The sequence below is a fragment of the Kytococcus sp. Marseille-QA3725 genome (genome assembly GCF_054950055.1).
On record NZ_JBUCLA010000001.1, the window covers coordinates 1,347,627 to 1,366,419 of the forward strand.

Annotated in this window: 14 protein-coding genes and 3 tRNA genes; 8 read left to right on the top strand and 9 right to left on the bottom strand. The window is 72.5% G+C overall.

The genetic code is table 11. The features are described 5' to 3' along the window. Positions 1-60: 60 nt before the first annotated feature. The 5 genes from ACY8FT_RS06175 to ACY8FT_RS06195 all read right to left on the bottom strand — a co-directional run bounded on the left by ACY8FT_RS06175 (position 61) and on the right by ACY8FT_RS06195 (position 5,451). A complete protein-coding gene (locus tag ACY8FT_RS06175; protein ID WP_462418026.1) occupies positions 61-609 on the bottom strand; it encodes a single-stranded DNA-binding protein in 549 nt (182 codons plus the stop codon). Between the two features lie 107 nt (positions 610-716). After that, entirely contained in the window at positions 717-2,399 is a 1,683-nt protein-coding gene (locus ACY8FT_RS06180; protein WP_462418027.1) for a GTPase, read from the bottom strand. After that, positions 2,396-4,108, bottom strand: coding sequence for a P-loop NTPase family protein (locus ACY8FT_RS06185; protein WP_462418028.1), 1,713 nt, complete (start codon positions 4,106-4,108; stop codon positions 2,396-2,398). The genes ACY8FT_RS06180 and ACY8FT_RS06185 overlap by 4 nt, the downstream gene beginning before the upstream one ends. Positions 4,109-4,154: 46 nt before the next feature. Further along, a tRNA-Arg gene (locus ACY8FT_RS06190) sits at positions 4,155-4,227 on the bottom strand. 51 nt (positions 4,228-4,278) lie between these two features. Next, positions 4,279-5,451: a PrsW family intramembrane metalloprotease gene (locus tag ACY8FT_RS06195; protein WP_462418029.1), complete on the bottom strand. Its 1,173-nt coding sequence runs from the start codon at positions 5,449-5,451 to the stop codon at positions 4,279-4,281. Between the two features lie 169 nt (positions 5,452-5,620). On the opposite strand from ACY8FT_RS06195, the gene orn reads away from it, so the two are divergent. The 4 genes from orn to ACY8FT_RS06215 all read left to right on the top strand — a co-directional run bounded on the left by orn (position 5,621) and on the right by ACY8FT_RS06215 (position 8,213). Further along, complete coding sequence (gene orn / locus ACY8FT_RS06200) at positions 5,621-6,208, top strand: oligoribonuclease (protein WP_462418409.1); 588 nt, start codon at positions 5,621-5,623, stop codon at positions 6,206-6,208. A 79-nt stretch (positions 6,209-6,287) separates the two neighbouring features. Then, positions 6,288-6,363: transfer RNA gene (locus ACY8FT_RS06205), tRNA-His, on the top strand. Positions 6,364-6,526: 163 nt separating this feature from the next. Continuing rightward, positions 6,527-7,360 carry a DsbA family protein gene (locus tag ACY8FT_RS06210; RefSeq protein WP_462418030.1) on the top strand — a complete coding sequence of 278 codons (834 nt, stop codon included), beginning with the start codon at positions 6,527-6,529 and terminating at the stop codon, positions 7,358-7,360. A gap of 7 nt (positions 7,361-7,367) precedes the next feature. Then, positions 7,368-8,213 (top strand): cytochrome c biogenesis CcdA family protein, encoded by an 846-nt coding sequence (locus ACY8FT_RS06215; protein ID WP_462418031.1) that lies wholly within the window; start codon positions 7,368-7,370, stop codon positions 8,211-8,213. A gap of 75 nt (positions 8,214-8,288) precedes the next feature. Here the strand turns inward: ACY8FT_RS06215 and ACY8FT_RS06220 are convergent, their stop codons facing one another. Then, positions 8,289-9,605, bottom strand: a complete 1,317-nt coding sequence (locus ACY8FT_RS06220) for a YihY/virulence factor BrkB family protein (protein ID WP_462418032.1) — start codon at positions 9,603-9,605, stop codon at positions 8,289-8,291. A 144-nt stretch (positions 9,606-9,749) separates the two neighbouring features. On the opposite strand from ACY8FT_RS06220, the gene ACY8FT_RS06225 reads away from it, so the two are divergent. Continuing rightward, positions 9,750-9,825, top strand: a tRNA-Lys gene (locus ACY8FT_RS06225). Positions 9,826-10,101: 276 nt separating this feature from the next. Further along, the gene (locus ACY8FT_RS06230) at positions 10,102-10,350 is read left to right on the top strand and encodes a WhiB family transcriptional regulator (protein ID WP_462418033.1); all 249 of its coding nucleotides are present in this window, start codon (positions 10,102-10,104) and stop codon (positions 10,348-10,350) included. A gap of 97 nt (positions 10,351-10,447) precedes the next feature. Here the strand turns inward: ACY8FT_RS06230 and ACY8FT_RS06235 are convergent, their stop codons facing one another. Continuing rightward, positions 10,448-15,337, bottom strand: a complete 4,890-nt coding sequence (locus tag ACY8FT_RS06235; protein WP_462418034.1) for an NAD-glutamate dehydrogenase — start codon at positions 15,335-15,337, stop codon at positions 10,448-10,450. A 132-nt stretch (positions 15,338-15,469) separates the two neighbouring features. Between ACY8FT_RS06235 and ACY8FT_RS06240 the strand changes: the two genes are divergently transcribed. Together ACY8FT_RS06240 and ACY8FT_RS06245 are read left to right on the top strand one after the other, a co-directional pair. Continuing rightward, positions 15,470-16,018 carry a hypothetical protein gene (locus ACY8FT_RS06240; RefSeq protein ID WP_462418035.1) on the top strand — a complete coding sequence of 183 codons (549 nt, stop codon included), beginning with the start codon at positions 15,470-15,472 and terminating at the stop codon, positions 16,016-16,018. A gap of 30 nt (positions 16,019-16,048) precedes the next feature. Then, positions 16,049-16,543 (top strand): DUF2505 domain-containing protein, encoded by a 495-nt coding sequence (locus tag ACY8FT_RS06245; RefSeq protein ID WP_462418036.1) that lies wholly within the window; start codon positions 16,049-16,051, stop codon positions 16,541-16,543. 101 nt (positions 16,544-16,644) lie between these two features. Here the strand turns inward: ACY8FT_RS06245 and pruA are convergent, their stop codons facing one another. Next, complete coding sequence (pruA, locus tag ACY8FT_RS06250) at positions 16,645-18,273, bottom strand: L-glutamate gamma-semialdehyde dehydrogenase (RefSeq protein WP_462418037.1); 1,629 nt, start codon at positions 18,271-18,273, stop codon at positions 16,645-16,647. Positions 18,274-18,396: 123 nt separating this feature from the next. After that, on the bottom strand, positions 18,397-18,789 hold the full coding sequence (locus ACY8FT_RS06255; RefSeq protein ID WP_462418038.1) for a hypothetical protein: 393 nt from the start codon (positions 18,787-18,789) through the stop codon (positions 18,397-18,399). Between the last annotated feature and the right edge of the window lie 4 nt (positions 18,790-18,793).

Genomic DNA, 18,793 nt, shown 5'->3' on the forward strand with positions numbered 1-18,793 from the left:
ACGGCCACCGGTGCGGGCCGGTCCGGCTGGGGAGGACCGGCCGACCCGCACCACCTGCCCTCAGAGGGCGACCGCCTCGGACTCCTCGGCGGTGGCCACGTCGTCCTCGACGGCCTCCTCCCCCTCCACGGGCTGCGGCGCGAGGAACACCGGCAGCGACGCCTCCGGCAGGCTCTTGGTGGCCTCGACCGCCGTCAGACGGAGCCGGCGCCGGTCCTCCGCGGCGTCGTCCGCCTGTGGCACCGGCGGGCTGGCCACCTTGACGAAGCACGACTGGCCGCGCGACAGGTCGTGCCCGACCGAGGTGGCCTCGAGCTCGACGGTGGTGCCGCTGCGCTCGTCGGTGGTCCAGTCCTGGATCCGCAGCCGCCCGTGCACGATGACGGGCTGCCCCTTCGCCAGCGAGCGGTAGAGGTTGACCGCGTGGTGCCGGAAGGCGCACACGGTCATCCAGTTGGTGGCAACGGTGTCGATGACCCCGGTGCTGCGGTCCAGCCGGTTGATGTTCTGCGCCAGCCGGAAGGTCAGGAAGGGCGTCCCGGTGCGCCCGATCCGAAGGATGGGCTGCGTGGCCACGTTGCCGGTGACGGTCAGATAGGTCTCGCTCATGGTCTCTCCCAGGTCGGCCAGCCCCGCTGGCTGGCGGTGTCGACACCGTGACAGGGCCCCGCCCACGCAGCAGGTGCGTGCGGCGGGGCCATGTGGACCAGCAGCGATCAGCTCAGGGCCGACTGCAGGAGCTCCCGGGTGCGCCGGTGCCGCTCGAGCACCTCGTTCACGGGGTCGAGCACGTGCTCCTGCGCCACCTGGCCGACGGCCGACTCCATCTCGCGGCCGACCTGGCGCCTCCGTGACCGGGCCCCGAAGCCGGCGAGGAAGCGCGAGAACATGGCCACGAGCAACCCCAGGGACAGCCCGCCGACGAGCAGGAGCGCGGGCACCGGGATCCCTCGCCAGTCCACCGGGTCGCCCAGCGGCAGACGGAGGAAGCCCTCCCCGAGCGCCAGCAGCACCAGCCACCCGAGACCGACCACGGTGGCGATGAGCAGCAGCCACTGCAGCACGCCGACAACCGGCCACCACCAGCTGGTGCGCTGGCGCACCCCGGTCCGGCGCACGGCGGTGTCGAGCTCGTCACCGAGTCGCTCGGCCGGCGGCACGGCGGCCTCCATGACGGCGTCACCCCACCGGCGCGGCAGTCCCACGGAGGCGGCGTCACCGACCTCCCGGCAGGCGAGGTCGACCGCCGACAGCGCGGTCTGCGAGGCCTGCGGGATGGACGAGCGTCCCTGCGCCGCGGAGAAGTCGCGCCCGCTGGCCGCGGGGTCGTCCAGCCGCAGCCGCTTCAACGGGTCCGGCGTCAGGTGCCGCACCCAGCGCGTCACCGGCCAGCCGGTCGCGGCCGTGGCGCGGCGCAGGTGGTCGGCCTCCACGGCACGCAGCACCGTCGGGACCCCGGCGGCCCGGGCGAGGGCCGGCACGAGCCGGTCATCGCCCGGCAGCGTGACCTCCGGCTCCCGCTCGCCCACGGAGTCCAGCAGAGCCTCGGCGGAGGTCCGCACGTCCCCCAGGAGGCGGGCACGCACGGCCTTCTTGCGGGCCACCACGTCGGCCAGCACCTCCCGGAGCGCGTCGAGCCCCAGGCCGGTGCGGGCCGACACCGGCAGGACGTGGACGTCGGTCACCCCGTCGCGCTCCAGCAGACCGCGCAGGTCCTCCAGCACGACCTCCCGGTCCGCCGGCGGCAGCAGGTCGGCCTGGTTGAGGACGACCACCATCACCGTCTCGTGGTGGCGCCGCGCCCGGATGTAGTCGTCGTGCATGCGGGCGTCGGCGTACTTCTGCGGGTCGGTCACCCACACGAAGAGGTCGGCCATCTCCAGCACCCGGTCGGCCTCGGCGTGGTGTGCCGTCTCCCGCGAGTCGAAGTCCGGCAGGTCCAGCAGCACCAGCCCGTCCAGGGCGCCGGCGGCGGTGCGGGAGGTACCCTGCGCGGTGGGCTCCTCCCCCGCCCGGTGGCGCCGGTGCACGCCGATCCAGTCGAGCACTTCGGTGGCCGGGGCCGCGCCCCACACCACCGCCGAGGTGGTCGAGGTCGTCGGGCGCCGCACCCCGGGGTCGGTCACCTGCGCCCCGGCGAGGGCGTTGGTCAGCGAGCTCTTGCCCGACCCCGTCGCCCCGGCCAGCGCGACGATGGTGTGGTCCCCCGCCAGCGCGGTGCGCTCGTCCACCTTCTGCGAGACCACACCGGCCCGCTCGGCGGCCACGGGCTCGAGCTCCCGGCCACCGGTGGCCACTGCCTCGCGCAGGGCGACCGCCCGCTCGCGCAACTGCGTGCGCTGGAGCTCCCGGTCGTCCTCCGGCGCGTTCCGGGACTCCCGACCGCCCCACCGGCTCATCGCTGGGCCTCCACCTCGGCGGCGGCCGAGCGGAGGTGCTCGGCCACCTCGGGCCCGACGCCGACCTCGGAGAGCACCTCGTCGTAGCGGGCACGCTCCTCGTCCAGCAGCCGCTCGACGCGCTCCAACAGGTTCGCGCGGGCACGGGTGGCCAGGGCACGCACCGCCTGGTCGCCGAAGATCGCCTCGAGCAGGCGCTGGGCGACCACCGCCGAGCCGCCGGCGATCGCGACCTCGCTGCCCAGCAGCGCACCGCCGGTGCTCGCGAAGACCAGCACCATCAGCAGCACGCCGATGCCGTTGACGCCGAGCGCCAGGTAGCGGGCCGTGGTCCGCTTGGTGCCGGCCTGCCGACGCACCAGCTCGAGCAGGTCGCCCTGCCAGTCGTGCACGAGCCGCTCGCTGCGCTCCCGGGCACCGGCACCGGGACGCGCCAGCTCGGGACGGCGCTCCAGGAGCGCGGCACCGGCCGGGTCCGTGCGCCACGAACGGGCGGTGACGGCCGCAGCCGCCTCCAGCTGCGCCTCGACCAGCTGCGCGAGGCCCTCCTCGAGCGCCTCCCCCAGGTCCTCGGTGGCGGCGCTGCGCGGCTTGCCGGTGATGAACGAGGTCACCCGGTCACGCAACCGGCCGACCCCGGCGTCGAGCTGCTTGAAGATCTCCCCGGTGCCCACCAGCTCCTGCCAGCGGGCGAGCACCTCACCGCGCAGGATCGAGCCGTCGTCCATCGCCTCGGCCACGCGGTCACGGGCGTCCTCGTGCCCACGGCGGGCGTCCTCCCGCAGCCCGGAGACGACGGCCACCTGCTCGTCGACCCCGTCGGCCACCTGCAGGGTGCGGTGCTCCAGGGAGGCGAGGGTGCCGGCCAGGGTGCGCCGGATGACGACCTGCCGGGCATCCGCGTCGTCGGCCAGGGAGTGGAGCCACGAGCGCAGCGGCAGCACCTCCTCGGCCGGGAGCAGCCCCTCCTCGGTGAGGTGCGCCTCGGGCACGGAGAAGACCGGCGCGTCGCCGAGACCCTGCTCGCGCAGCATGGCCGAGAAGTCGGTGCGCACCTCCTCCATCGCCGCCTCCGGCACCCGGTCGAGGACCAGGGCCACCGAGGTGCCGCGCTCGGCCGCCTGCAGCAGCAACTGCCACGGCACGGCGTCGGCGTAGCGCGCGGCGGTGGTGACGAACACCCACAGGTCGGCCGCTCCCAGCAGCTGCCGGGCGAGGTCACGGTTGGCCTGGACCACCGAGTCGATGTCGGGCGCGTCGAGCACCGCCAGTCCCGGTCGCAGCGCCCGGGACTCCACGAGGCGGACCGCTCCGGCGTCACCGTCGTCCCCCTCCCCGCCGGTGATGCGGGCGAGCTCCGGGAGCACCCGGTCGGTGGTGAACCAGGGGGTGTCGCTGGGGTGGTGGACGAGCACCGAGGCCCGGGTGGTGGGGCGCAGCACGCCGCTGCGGGTCACCGTGTCGCCCAGCAGCGAGTTGACGAGGGTCGACTTGCCCGCTCCGGTCGATCCACCGACCACGCAGAGCAGGGGCGCGTCGAGTGCCTGCAGGCGGGGCAGCGCGTAGTCGTCGAGCTGGCGCAGCAGCTGCCCGCGCTGGTCACGCGCCGCCTGCGCGCCGGAGGCCTCGACGGGGAACCGGGCCGCAGCGATCGCCGCCCGGAGGTCGGTCACGGCATCGAGGAGTTCGGGGTCCACACGCTCAGTCACGCTCCACAGACTAGGCGTCGCGGCGACCGGGCGCCCGGCACGCACGTGCCCCCGGCGCGATTCGAACGCGCAACCATCGGATTAGAAGGCCGGTGCTCTGTCCATTGAGCTACGGGGGCGGGCGCCGGGAGGTCCGTCACGGTGTTCCCTGCCGCGGCGCGGCCCCGATTCTAGGCCGTGCGGCGCGGCGCCCCCGTGAAGCGGGCGCGCAGGTCGGCCAGCCGGGCCAGGAGCTGCTGCTGCTGGTGCACCTCGCGGGCCTCCCAGAGCTCGGCCGCGCGCGTCCCGACGGGGCCCCGCTGCTGGTGACGACGGTCGAGCCGTGCCCGGATGTGCGCCAGCCGCGTGGCCGTGCGCTGGAACTCCCGCATCGCGTCCCGGCCCACTGGCCCGGTGCGCTCGGCCGCCCAGGAGAGCGCCTTGCGGCGCTGCGAGGGGTCCCCGACCATGCGGGCCTCGAAGTCGGTCATCTGGTTCGCCCGGACGTAGGGCGTCAGGTGGGTGGCGACGGTCCGCAGCTCCCGACGCCGCACCAGGAAGACGAACACCAGGAAGGCGATGAAGACCGGCACCTCGAACAGGACGTAGACCAGGAGCCAGCCCGCCCCCAGCACGGCCGAGAGGTTCCAGATCCCGTGCATCAGGACGGCACCGCACCACCCGAAGACGGGCCAGGCGAAACGCCAGCCGGCGCTGTGCGACAGGGCGGCCCACCCCACCGCCGCACCGAGGCAGGCAGTGAACAGCGGATGGGCGAAGGGACTGACCAGGCCCCGGATCACGAAGGTGGCGGTCAGTCCCCCCGCGCCGAAGTCACCGGCGGCCGTGGCGAAGTACAGGATGTTCTCGACGAACGCGAAGCCCGCGGCCACCACCCCCGCGTAGACGATGCCGTCCACCACCCCGTCCACCTGGCGGGGGCGCAGCCACAGCAGACCGACGAGGAAGGCGCCCTTGAGGGACTCCTCGACGAAAGGGGCCACGACGACCGCGGCCACCTGGTCGGCCGGCAGCCCGAGCGACGAGGCCGCGGCGAAGCCGAGCTCGTTGGCCAGCAGCGCGAAGCCGGTGGACACGACCGCACCCCACCCGAGCGCGAGCACGAGCATGCCGCTGGGCTCCCGCTCGAACGAGTCGAGCCACAGGAACACCGGGAGCACGATGCACAGCGGGATGGCGGCCAGCAGCGCCATGAGCGGCAGCTGCACGTCGCCGAAACCGAGCCCCAGTGACAGCCCCATGACCAGCCCCCCGATGCCGAACAGGACCACCAGGAGGCCGATCACGGCGATGGTGGCGGGCCAGTCCCGCGCCGGGGGTGCTGAGTGGGGGGTGTACGGCATGGGCACAGGGTATGGCGCCCCGAGTGCCCGGCCGGGCGTGCCACGCTCTCGTTACCCTGCGGGGGTGACCACCTCAGAACCTCCCCAGCCCCCCGCACCCGGCACCACGAGCAGCACCCGGGCCGAGCGTCCGAACCCGAGCGGGAACCGCAAGGCGCTCGAGGACCGCATCGTGTGGATCGACTGCGAGATGACCGGCCTGGAGCGCACCGACGTGCTGGTCGAGATCGCGGCCCTCGTGACCGACTTCGAGCTGAACGTGCTCGGCGAGGGCGTGCAGGTGGTGATCCGCCCCGAGGACCTGGGTGTACTGGACGGGCTCAACCCGGTCGTACGGTCGATGCACACCGAGAGCGGGCTGCTGGAGGAGATCGAGCACGGCGTCTCCGCCGCCGAGGCCGAGCGACTCGTGCTCGAGTACGTCCGGGCCTGGGTGCCGGAGGCCGGACGCGCCCCGCTGGCGGGCAACTCCATCGCCACCGACCGCCGCTTCCTCGCCGCGGAGATGCCGGAGCTCGACGCCTACCTGCACTACCGCCTCATCGACGTCTCCTCGGTGAAGGAGCTGTCGCGCCGCTGGTTCCCGCGCTCCTGGTACAACTCCCCGGAGAAGGCCGGCGGCCACCGTGCCCTGGCCGACATCCGGGAGTCGATCGAGGAGCTGGCGTACTACCGCGAAACCGTGTTCGTCGACGCGCCCGGCCCGTCGACCGACGAGGCGCGGGAGGCCGCCGCCCGACACACCCTCGCCGACTGACCCCGCGTGCACGAGCATCCCGACCGAGGGGTTAAGATGTTCTCCGCTGTCCGGGCCGAGGCGCCCGGACACGAGCTTGGTGGGCGTAGCTCAGCTGGTAGAGCACCGCGTTGTGGTCGCGGTGGTCGCGGGTTCAAGTCCCGTCGCTCACCCCACGAACGGCCCCGAGGATTCCCCGGAATCCTCGGGGCCGTCTCCGTGTCCCGGTTTCCGGTGCCCGGCCCCGGGCCGGTGCACCACCGCGGGTGGAGGGCACCGCACCACCGCCTCTGAGAAGGTCGGGCCCTGACTGTCCGGCGACCGCGGAGGAGATGCCCCATGCCCACCCCTGCCCCGAAGGGATCGCAGCGCTCCTGGGTGGTGCCCGCGGTCGTGCTGGCCGTCGCGGCGACCCTGATCGCCTACATCCTCCTCTCCGGACGGGACGCCGGAGACGACGCGCAGCAGCCCCGGCCGGCCGCGTCGGGGGCGGCGAGCCCCTCCCCCGCCGGCTCCGCGACCCCGTCCGACGAGGCGGGTCCGTCGGCAGACGCTGACGAAGACGCCTCGGAGGACGGCGCGGGCGACGACGGCGCGTCCGGGGACGACGGGGACCAGCAGGACCTCTCGGCGGTCGAGGTCCGCGACGAGGGCGACCTGCTGGCGGCCGGCCCGGTCGACGCCCCGGTGGGCCTGGTCGTGTTCTCCGACTACCAGTGCCCCTACTGCGCCCGCTGGAACGCCGAGACCCTGCCCGCCATGATGGAGCACGCCGAGGCCGGCGACCTGCGCATCGAGTGGCGCGACGTGAACGTTTTCGGCGCCGGCTCCGAGCGCGCCTCGCGGGCCGCCTACGCCGCCGCCCGGCAGGACGCCTTCTGGGAGTACCACGACGCGCTGTTCGCCGATGGGAGGACCCGCTCCGAGGCCGAGCTGCGCGAGGAGGCCCTGGTCGACCTCGCCGGCGAGCTCGAGCTGGACACCGACCGGTTCCGGGAGGACCTCTCCTCCGAGCGCACGCAGCAGGCCGTCGCCGCCCACCAGCAGCTGGGGACCGACCTCGGCGCCACGGCCACCCCCGTCTTCGTCCTGGACGGCGAGGCGATCGTCGGCGCCCAGCCCACCGAGGTGTTCGAGAAGGCGTTCGACGAGGCGCTGGCCGAGGCCCGGTGAGCAGGACGTGGACGTCGGACTCCTCGCCGCTCTCGCGGGCGGCACGCTGACCCTCCTGAGCCCCTGCGCAGCCCTCCTGCTGCCCGCCTTCTTCGCCTCCACCGTGGGCGCCGGTCCGCGTCTGCTGCTCCACGGCGCGGTCTTCCTGCTGGGCCTGCTGGCGGTCCTGCTCCCGCTCGGCGTGGGGATCGGGGCGCTGGGCACCGTGCTGGCGACGCACCGCTCGACCGTCGTGCTCGTCGCGTCGGTCGTCCTGGTCGTCCTCGGCGCCCTCCAGGTGCTCGGCCTGGGGCCGGCACCGGAGCGGCTGCTGCCCGCCGGCGCCGACCTGCGGACCCGTGCGGCGTCCCGGACCGGACTGGCCAAGACGGCCCTCCTCGGCGCGGCGAGCGGCCTGGCGGGCACCTGCGCCGGTCCCGTGCTCGGTGCCGTCCTCACCCTGGCGGCCACGCGCGGGGACGCGGTCGGGGCCTGCCTGCTGCTCGTCGCCTACGGCACCGGCATGGTCGTCCCCCTCGTGCTCGTCGCGGCCCTCTGGCAGCGCCTCGGGCCGCGTGGACGCGGTCTCCTGCGAGGGCGCTCCTTCACCGTCCTGGGCTGGGAGCTCCACACCACCTCGGTGGTCACCGGCCTGCTCATCATGGCCGTCGGCGTGCTGTTCCGGACGACGAACGGACTCGTCGACGCCCCGGAGCTCGTCCCGCTGGAGGTGCAGGCGCGCCTGCAGGAGCGGGCCACGGGCCTGTCCGGCACCGCGGTCGACGTGGCCGCCGTCGTGCTGGTGGCGGCCGTCGTCCTGGGGCTGTGGGCGCTGCAGGGGCGCTCCCGCACCGGCGAGGCCGACGACGCATGAGGAAGGGCGCCGGGGCCCGATCCGGTCCCGGCGCCCTCCCGGCGCTCACACCCCGGTCAGCCGGGGATTCACGAGTCAGACGCGGTGCGTCATCCGGTACTCGCGGGAGTCCGCGATGAGCCCGTCGTACTTCTCCTCGGCCTTGGCGATGTTCTTCTCCGAGCGCACGGGCAGGTCGAACTCGTCCTCGACCGGCGCGCCGTCACCCAGGTTCCGCACCCGGGCCACGGCCGCGTCGAGCTCCGCGCCCAGCAGGATGACCGTGTTGGTCAGCCACAGCCAGAGCAGGAAGATGATGACGCCCGCCATGGCCCCGTAGGTGGCCGAGTAGTTGCCGGCGAAGGCGATGTAGAGACCGAACGCGGCGGTCGCGAGCACCCAGACGACGAACGCCAGGACGGCGCCGGGGGTCAGGATGCGGCGCGGGAGCTTCACGTTGGGGGTGGCCCAGTAGAGCAGGCGGATGATCAGGATCACCACCAGCGCGGCGACCGGCCACTTGGCCCAGTTCCACACGGTGATCGCCGTGCCGCCCAGACCGACCTTGCCGAGCACCGCCTCGGCCACGGGACCCGTCAGGACGAAGGAGAGCCCGATCGCCACGACGGCGATCAGCACGATCGCGGTGACGAGCACCATGACCGGGCGCAGGACGTAGAAGGGGCGCCCCTCCTTGACCTCGTAGATGGTGTTCATGGTGCGGCTGAACGCGTTCACGTAGTTCGAGGCCGACCAGAGCGCACCAAGGATACCGACGACCAGGCCGAGGCCGGCGCCACCGGACTCCTGCTGCTTCTTGATGAAGTCCTCGACGAACGTGAAGCCCTGCGAGTCCGGGTCCGCCCCGAGGTCCTTGGCGATGTCGAGGAAGGCCTGCGTGGTCTGCTCACCCTGCCCGAAGACGCCCAGCAGGGAGACCAGGGCGATCAGGGCGGGGAAGATCGACAGCACGGCGTAGTAGGTCAGACCGGCGGCGAGGTCCGTGCACTTGTCCTCGGTGAAGGAGTGCAGGGTGCGCTTGGCGACGAGCTTCCAGCCCGAGCCGCCCAGGTCCCTCAGGCGCGTGCGCGGGTTGCGCGTGGCCAGCGGGGCGTTGAGCTCGCGGCCACCTCGACGGTCGGCCGCGTTGCCGTCACCGCGGGTGTCGGCCCGTCCCTCACGCTCGGCGTGACGGACACGATCGGTGGCGCCGGCGGAGTCGACGTGGGCGCCAGCGTCGGCGCGACGGTCAGCCCGCCCACGTGCCTTCCGCTCCCAGTCGGCCACCTGCTGGTCCCGGCGCTCGGCGCGGTCCCGGGCCACCTGGTCCTCCATCTCCTCGCGGGACTGCCTGGCGGTCCAGCGTTCGTCGTCGCTCGGTGTCATCGCATCCTCGTTCAGCGTGGGGGTCACGGATCGGTCCCCATACTGAACCACCGGACCTCTCCCCCGGCATCCGCACCGCCGAGTGGTGTCGGATCACATGGCTCACCCATCCACCGCGGAATTCCAACGATTTCACACCCGGGCCGAGCTCTGGTACAGTTCTCGCTCGTTGCGCCAATAGCTCAATTGGCAGAGCAGCTGACTCTTAATCAGCGGGTTCGGGGTTCGAGTCCCTGTTGGCGCACCACGTAGTTCCACGAGAGCCCCGGTCCAGGCCGGGGCTCTCGTGCGACCGGTCCGCGCTCGCCCGGGTGCCTTCCCCGCGCGGTCCGCACGGTGCACCGCTGCGAATGTGACGCAGAATTCCTTGATTCTGGGCGGAGCGGCTGTGAGGATGGGCGAAAAGCGTCTGACGCTGACCGCGTCCGTGGGCGGACACCCCCGGGCACCCACACGACGGTCCGCCCCGCTGCCCGGAGCGACCGCGACATTCACCTCACACGGTGTTCTCGAAAGGTAGGACATGGACTGGCGAAGCAAGGCGGCCTGTCTCGACGAGGACCCGGAACTGTTCTTCCCCATCGGGAACACGGGCCCGGCCATCGAGCAGATCGAGAAGGCCAAGAAGGTGTGCGCACGCTGCGAGGTGACCGAGACCTGCCTGCAGTGGGCCCTCGAGTCCGGACAGGACGCCGGGGTCTGGGGCGGTCTCTCCGAGGACGAGCGTCGCGCCCTGAAGCGCCGCAACGCACGCGCACGCCGCGCCAGCTGAGAGCGCCCCTTCCGGGAGGTCCTCCCCTCCCCCCTGGACGACAGCGGAGTGCCCGCCACCCGAAGATGGCGGGCACTCCGCTGTCTGCGCGTCCCGGTCAGGAGCTGGCGCCCAGGTGCACCACAGAACGCAGCGTGCGCGCGGCGACGCTCAGCGGCGCCACCCCCGGCGACTCCAGGGCCAGGATGTCGGCCAGCATCGCCTCGGTGCGGGCGATGGTGTGCGCGTTGTCCTCCGCCCAGGCGTCCACCCGCTCCTGCGGGCTGCCCTCGACCTCGCTGGTGACGATGGCACGGGTGAGCTCGCGGTGGACCCCGTAGAGGTCGTCCCGGAGCGCGCCGCGCGCCAGTGCGCCCCAGCGGTCGTCCTCGGGCAGCCGGCTGACCTCGTTGAGCAGCCGGTCGAAGCCGAAGTGCTCGCTGGCGCCGAAGTACAGACGGGTCAGGTCCTCGACGTCGTGGTCGACCTCCCCGGCCAGCGACACCAGGTCGAGCAGAGAGTAGACGTCCAGCAGGGCGGCCGTGCGGCTAGCCAGCTCCTCCGGCACGCCCTGCTCCACGAGCTCGTCGCGGTAGCGGGCGTAGCGGGCGGCCTCCTCACCCTGCAGCATGTCCGCGACCTTCGGGCCAACGGCCGCCACCGACTCGCGGAAGCGCTCGATCTCCTCCCCGATGTCCATGGACGCCGGGCGGGTGTTCACGAACCAGCGCATGGCGCGGTCCAGCAGGCGGCGGAACTCCAGGTACATCGAGGTCTGCGCCTCGGTCGACACCTGGTTGTCCAGCACCTCGACCTGCTCCACGAAGCCCCGCAGGTCGAAGACCTCGCGGGAGACGACGTAGGCGCGGGCGACCTGGTCCGGCTGTGCACCGGTCTCCTCCAGCGCGCGGAAGGCGAAGGTGATGCCACCGCGGTTGACCATGGAGTTGACCACCGAGTTCACGATGATCTCGCGACGCAGCGGGTGCTCCAGCAGCTGGTCTGCGTGGTGCTCGCGCATCGGCGTGGGCAGGTAGTCCAGCAGCGTGGAGGTGAACCACTCCTCGTCCGGCAGCGAGCTGTCGAGCAGCACGTCCTTGAGGTGCATCTTGGCGTAGGCCACCAGCACCGAGAACTCCGGCGAGGTCAGACCGTGCCCGTTCTCCATGCGTCGCGAGAGCTCCCGGTTGGACGGCAGGAACTCGAGCTCGCGGTCGAGCCCGGCGTTCTGCTCCAGGAACTTCATGAGCCGCTGGTGGACCGGCGCCATGCTCGCCTCGCGGGCACGGGCGTTGCCCAGCAGCACGTTCTGCTCGTAGTTGTCGCGCAGCACGCGCTCGGCGACCTCGTCGGTCATCGAAGCCAGGAACTCGTCACGCTCCCCACGGTCGAGCTCGCCCCTGCGGACCAGCTCGTTGAGCGGGATCTTGATGTTCACCTCCTGGTCGGAGGAGGCGACACCGGCCGAGTTGTCGATGGCGTCGGTGTTGATGCGGACCCCGTGCTGCGCGGCCTCGATGCGGCCCAGCTGCGTGGCGCCGAGGTTGCCACCCTCGCCCACCACCTTGGTGCGCAGGTCCGCACCGTTGACGCGCACGGCGTCGTTGGCGCGGTCACCGACCTGGTCGGCGGTCTCGTCGGTGGCCTTCACGTAGGTCCCGACGCCACCGTTCCACAGCAGGTCCACCGGCGCCTTGAGCAGCGCGCTGATGAGCTCGTTCGGCGTCATCGTCTCGACGCCGTCCTCGATCCCCAGCGCCTCGCGCATCTGCGGGCTCACCGGGACGCTCTTGGCGGAGCGCTCGAACACGCCACCTCCCTCGCTGATGAGCTGGGGGTCGAAGTCCGCCCAGGTGGTCCGGGGCGTCTCGAACAGGCGCTTGCGCTCCGTGAAGGTCGCCGCGGCGTCCGGGTTCGGGTCGACGAAGACGTGCAGGTGGTTGAACGCACCCACCAGGCGGATGTGCTCCGAGCGGAGCATGCCGTTGCCGAACACGTCACCACCCATGTCACCGATGCCGACGACCGTGAAGTCCTCGGTCTGGGTGTCGTGGCCCATCTCGCGGAAGTGACGCTTGACCGACTCCCACGCACCGCGGGCCGTGATGCCCATGGCCTTGTGGTCGTAGCCCGCCGAGCCACCGGAGGCGAAGGCGTCGCCCAGCCAGAAGCCGTAGTCCTCGGAGATGGAGTTCGCGAGGTCCGAGAAGGACGCGGTGCCCTTGTCGGCCGCGACCACCAGGTAGGTGTCGTCGGCGTCGTGGCGGACCACGTCGCGGGCCGGGACGACCTCGCCCTCGACCAGGTTGTCGGTGACGTCGAGCATGCCGCAGAGGAAGCGGGTGTAGGCCCGCTTGCCCTCGTCCATCCAGGCACCGCGGTCGACGGCCGGGTCCGGCAGCTGCTTGGCGAAGAACCCGCCCTTGGAGCCGGTCGGCACGATGACGGCGTTCTTGACCATCTGCGCCTTCACCAGGCCGAGCACCTCGGTGCGGAAGTCCTCCCGCCGGTCCGACCAGCGCAGGCCACCGCGGGCGACCGAGCCGAAGCGCAGGTGCACGCCCTCGACCGACGGGCCGTACACCCAGATCTCGAACATCGGGCGCGGCTGCGGGAGCAGGTCGATGTCGCGCGGGCTGAGCTTCAGGCTCACGTACGGCTTCGGCGAGCCGTCCAGGTCGTGGACGTAGAAGTTCGTCCGCAGGGTGCCGCGCAGGACCGCCACGAGGCCGCGGATGATGCGGTCGTGGTCCAGCGAGGCCACCTCGTCCAGCAGGCCGAGCAGCTCCTCGACGATCTCCTCGGAGGCCTCGGCGCGCTCTGCCGGGGTGCCCTCGCGCTGCGGGTCGAAACGCACCTCGAAGGCGTCGATGAAGGCGCGGGCCAGCCGCGGGTTGGCCGTCAGCGCCCCCTCGATGTAGGTCAGCGAGAAGGTCGAGCCCGCCTGCCGCAGGTACCGCGCGTAGGTGCGCAGGATGACGACCTGGCGCCAGGACAGGCCCGCGGTCAGGCTCAGCGCGTTGAGCGTGTCCGACTCGGCGGCACCGCTCCAGGTGGAGGTGAAGGTGTCCTCGAAACGGTGGGCGACGTCCTCGGCATTGCCGTACTCACCGCCCTCCCACAGCTCCGCCGAGGCGGCCCGCAGACCGAAGTCGTAGATGCGGGTCGCGCCGGAGTCGTCGCTCAGGTGGTACGGGCGCTCGTCGATGACCTCGAGGCCGAAGTCGGTGAAGACCGGCAGCAGGTCGGACAGGGTGGCCGGACCGCTGCGGTAGACCTTCAGGCGGCGGTCGGTGTCTGCCTCCTCGGCGGGGTCCCGGTACAGGTGGACCGTGACGTCGTCCTCGCCCAGGCGCTCCAGCCGACCGAGGTCCTCCAGGACGACCTCGGGGCCGAAGTCCTCCTTGTAGGACTGGGGCAGGGCGTCCAGGCGGTGCAGCAGACCGCCGTCGTCGACGCCGTTGGTCTCGCTGATGCGGACGACCTTCTCGTCCCAGGTCTGGGTCGCGTCCAGCATGTCGCGCTCCAGCGCCTCGGTGTCGATGGGGCCGAAGTCGCGCCCGGAGGGCAGCCGCACCACGAAGCGCAGGCGGGCCATCGCCTCGTTCGTCACGTTGGCGGTGAACTCCACCAGGTCGGTGTCGAAGGCCGTGCGCAGGGCGTCGGTCATGGTCGTGCGCACATGGGTGTTGTAGCGGTCGCGCGGCACGTAGGCCAGCAGGGTGATGTAGCGGCCGAACTCGTCGCGACGCAGGATCACCGACGGGCGGCGGCTCGAGTGGATCCAGAGCACCTCGTGGGCGATCGCCTCGAGCTCCCCGGCGGTGGCCTGGAAGAGGTCGTCGCGGGGCAGGGTCTCGAGGACCGCGAGCAGGTCCTTACCGGAGTGGCTGGTGGCCCCGAAGCCGGAGGACTCCAGCACCTTCTTCACCTTGTCGCGGACGACCGGGATGTCGCGCACGGAGGCCGAGTAGACCGGGGAGGTGAACAGCCCCAGGACACGGATCTCACCGGTGACCTGGCCGGCGTCGTCGAAGGTGCGCACGCCGATGTAGTCCAAGTGCGCGTTGCGGTGGACGGTCGCCCGGCTGTTCGCCTTGGTGATGGTGACCGGGCGCGGCTCCCGGGCGGTCTCCCGCGCCTCGGGGCGCATGCGCGTCACGTCGTGGGACAGCGCCCGGTCGCCGCGCAGGATGCCCACGCCGGAGCCCTCCTCGGCCCGCAGCCCGAGCTCGCCGTCGACCTCCGCCAGCTCGTACTCGCGGATGCCCAGGAGGGTGAAGTGGTCGTCGGCCAGCCAGGCCAGGAGCTCGGCCGCGTGCTGCGCGTCGGTCGGGTCCACCGTCGAGGGCGGGTTGGTCGCGAAGCGCTCCCCCAGGCCCTTCAGCTCGTCACGCATCTCGCGCCAGTCGGCCACCGCCACCCGGACGTCCTCGAGCACCCGCTGGAGGTTCTCGGGGACCACGGTCCGGTCGGCCTTCCCGCTGGCGGGACGCAGCGTGAAGTTCATCCACGACTCGACCGACTCGCCCTCGCGGGGCTCGTCACCGGGCGCCCACACGCGCACGTCCTCCAGCACGCCCTCGGCGGAGCGGCGCACCACCAGCTGCGGGTGGACGACCCCCAGGACGTCCCAGCCGAGGCGGTGCAGCTCGTTGGTGACGGAGTCCACCAGGAAGGGGCGGTCACCGGTGACCACCTGAACCCCCAGGTTCTCCGGCAGCTCGCGAACCAGCACGACGTCCTCCCCCGGCGCACGGTGGCGGGCGGCCTCCAGGTGCTGGGTCGGGATGCCCACGAGCTCCTCGACCGACCGGTGTGCGACCTCGGCGTCGTGCACGCGGCGCCAGTAGTGGTCCAGAACCTCCCCCGTGAGCAGACCCTCCGCGCGATCGGCCTCGGCCCGCGCCTCCGCGATGCGTTCCGCCCGGGCCCGGGCGGACTGCTTCGACTGCTGCTCGGCGGCCGATGCCTCGCCGTCGGGCACCATCTCGGACTGGGTGGTCATCTGCGAATCATCCTCTTTCGTGACTGACGCCGCGGGCCACCTGACCGTGGCCTCAGGATGACTCTAACCGCGCGCTGCGGGCCTGTGTACGGGCCCCGACGCGGGCGTGCTCCCCTCCCCTAGGGTCGCCGCATGGACCTCACGAACCGGCCGTCGACGAGCCGCTGCGGGGCCCCCTCGCGGGCGGCCGTCACCGGTCCCCCGGACACGACCGCGGCCCCCACGTCGGCCCTCGCACGGGTCTCCTCCGATCTCCTCGAGCTGCACCCCTGGGTCGGCAGCCCGACGGCGCAGGCGGCGCTCGACGACGCGACCCTCGCGGTGCTGTCCGAGCTCCTCGGCCCGCCGGTGGAGGCGCCGGAGCCGGCCCCCTGGACGGTCGGTGAGCACGGCCGGGCCGACCTGGCGTCGGTCCGGGCATCCAGGGCGCGGCTGCGGCGCGCCGCCCGCGCCCTGGAGCACGAGGGGGCGGCTCCTCACCTGCTGCCGGCCCTGCACGGGCTGGCCGACGCACTGGGCACCTTCGCCGACGACCTGACCGAGATCTCGCTGCGGCACCGGGCCGCCAGCCCGCGCGGGGACGGTCCGGCGGCCCAGCCGATCGGCTCGCTGCGAGCCGCCAAACGGCTGGCGGCCTCCTGCCGACGGGTGACCGAGGCGCTGGAGCGCTCCGACGGCTAGCGTGAGCCACCACCCCACCCAGGAGGAACCGTGAGGATCGAGCACCGCTTCACCCTGCCCGCAGACGTCGACCGCGTGATGGCCATGGTCGCGGACCCCGCCTACGTCGAGGACAAGATCCGCCGCACCGGTGCGCTGGAGCACTCGGTGGACGTCTCCACCGACGGCCCCGGACCGGTCATCCGCACCACCCGCAAGATGGGCGGCGAGCGCCTGCCGCAGGCGGCCCGCCGCCTCGTGGGCGACGGCGTGACCCTGCACGAGGAGCAGGAGTGGGACGCCCCCGCCGCCGACGGCACCCGCACCGGCCGCCTCGTCGTCACCACCGCCGGCGCCCCGGCCCGCCTGGAGGCCGACCTGCGCCTCGAGCCGAAGGGCGACCAGACCGACTTCGTGACCACCGGTGACTTCACCGTCAAGGTGCCCCTGCTGGGCGGCCAGCTGGAGAAGCAGGCCGAGCCCTACGTGGGCAAGGTCATCGGCCTCGAGGAGCGCGCCTCCCGGGAGTGGCTCGCCACCCACTGAGCACCGAGCGGGCGGGTCGCCACGCGATCGCCCCACCCACGCACTGAGGCGGCCGCCCCGGGAATGTCCCGGGACGGCCGCCTCAGTGCGTGACCGTGGCCTCAGCCCATGTAGGGGTAGGCCTCGGTGGTCGGGGCGTCCCAGGTCTCCTTGATGGAGCGGGCGGACACCCAGCGCAGCAGGTTCATCTTGGAACCGGCCTTGTCGTTGGTGCCCGACGCGCCGGAGCCGCCGAAGGGCTGCTGCCCGACGACCGCACCGGTCGGCTTGTCGTTGACGTAGTAGTTGCCGGCCGAGAAGCGCAGCACCTTCGAGGCCTCCTGGATGACCGTGCGGTCGCGGGCCATCAGTGCGCCGGTGAGCGCGTAGTCCGTGACGTCCTTCATCTGCTCGAGCATCGCGTCGAACTTCGCGTCCTCGTAGACGTACACCGCGATGATCGGGCCGAAGTACTCGGTGGTGAGCATCTCGTGCTCCGGGTCGTCCACCACGACGACGGTCGGGCGCACGAAGTAGCCGACCGAGTCGTCGTAGGTGCCACCGGCCACGATCTCGACCTTCGGGTCGGCGTGGGCCTTGTCGATGGCCTCCTTGTGCTTCGCGAAGGCACGGTCGTCGATGACGGCGCCCATGAAGTTCGAGAAGTCCGTGATGTCACCCATCGGCAGCGCGTCGGTACGGCGGGCGACCTCGTCCTTGATCTCGGCCCACATCGACTTCGGCACGTAGGCGCGCGAGGCGGCCGAGCACTTCTGGCCCTGGTACTCGAAGGCGCCGCGCAGCATGGCGGTGATGACCTTCGCCGAGTCCGCGCTCGGGTGGGCGACCAGGAAGTCCTTGCCACCGGTCTCGCCGACGATGCGCGGGTACTGGCGGTAGGTGTCGATGTTGTCGCCGATCTGCTTCCACAGCGCCTTGAAGGTGCCGGTGGAGCCGGTGAAGTGCAGGCCCGCGAAGTCCGGGTCGTTGAGCACCACGTCGGAGATGGCCGGGCCGGTGCCGTGCACCAGGTTGATGACGCCGGCGGGCATGCCGGCCTCCTCCAGCAGCTCCATGACCAGCTGGGCCGCGCGGGCCTGGGTGGTCGACGGCTTCCACACCACGGTGTTGCCCATCAGCGCCGGGGCGGTCGGCAGGTTGCCGGCGATGGCGGTGAAGTTGAACGGGGTGACGGCGTAGACGAAGCCGTCCAGCGGACGCCAGTCGGTGCGGTTCCAGGTGCCGTTCGGGCTGACCGGCGGCTGCTCCTCGAGGATCTCGCGGGCGAACTGGACGTTGAAGCGCCAGAAGTCCGCCATCTCGCAGGCCGACTCGATCTCCGCCTGGTGCGGGGTCTTGGACTGGCCGAGCATGGTGGCCGCGTTGATGCGGGAGCGCCACGGGCCGGTGAGCAGGTCGGCGGCCTTGAGCAGGACGGCGGCGCGCTCGTCGAAGGACAGTGCCTGCCAGGCCGGGGCGGCCTCCTTGGCGGCGGCGACGGCCTTGCGGGCGTCGGCCTCGGTGCCGTCGCGCAGGGTGCCGAGCACCTTGGCGTGGGCGTGGGGCTGCACGACGTCGATCTTCTTGCCGGAGCCGGTGACGCGCTCCCCACCGATGATGTGCGGCAGGTCGACCGGGTTGCTCGCGATCTCCGCGAGCGCGACCTCCAACTCGGCCCGCTCCGGGCTGCCCGGGGCGTAGTCCTTGACCGGCTCGTTGTACGGCAGCGGCGGGTGCGTCACAGCATCCATGGATTCTCCTTCGCGCGATGCAGGGGGTGAGTGCCGGTCGGTGAACGCCGGCGGAGCGTCGGCTGTTCCCGCCGACGGACTCGACTCAATCGTGTCACGCGCGCAGGCGGCGCGGGAGCGGGGTCAGCCCAGCAGGCGACGCACCTCGTCCACCTCGGCGACGTCGTACCAGGAGAGCTCCCAGGGAGCCTCGGCCGGCAGGCGCCCGCCGGAGACGACGTCGTCGCCCAGGTGGAAGGCGGCCACGTCCGCGAGCCGGACCTCCACCGCCGAGGGGGTGGCGCCAGCGGGGGCCTCGACGTCCGCGGCCACGACGACGACCGGCCAGCCGTGCTCGGCCGCGTCGTCGGCGGCGGCGTCCATGCCCTCCTCCGCGGCCTCCTCCTCCGGCTCGACACCGGGCTGCCCGACCGGGTGCCAGCCGGCGGCCGGTGCCAGCGACCCGCCACCGGCCAGGGTCTCCAGCTCGGCGGAGGTGAGGGCGGCGAAGGCTCGGAGGCTGGGGTGGTTGCTCATGCGC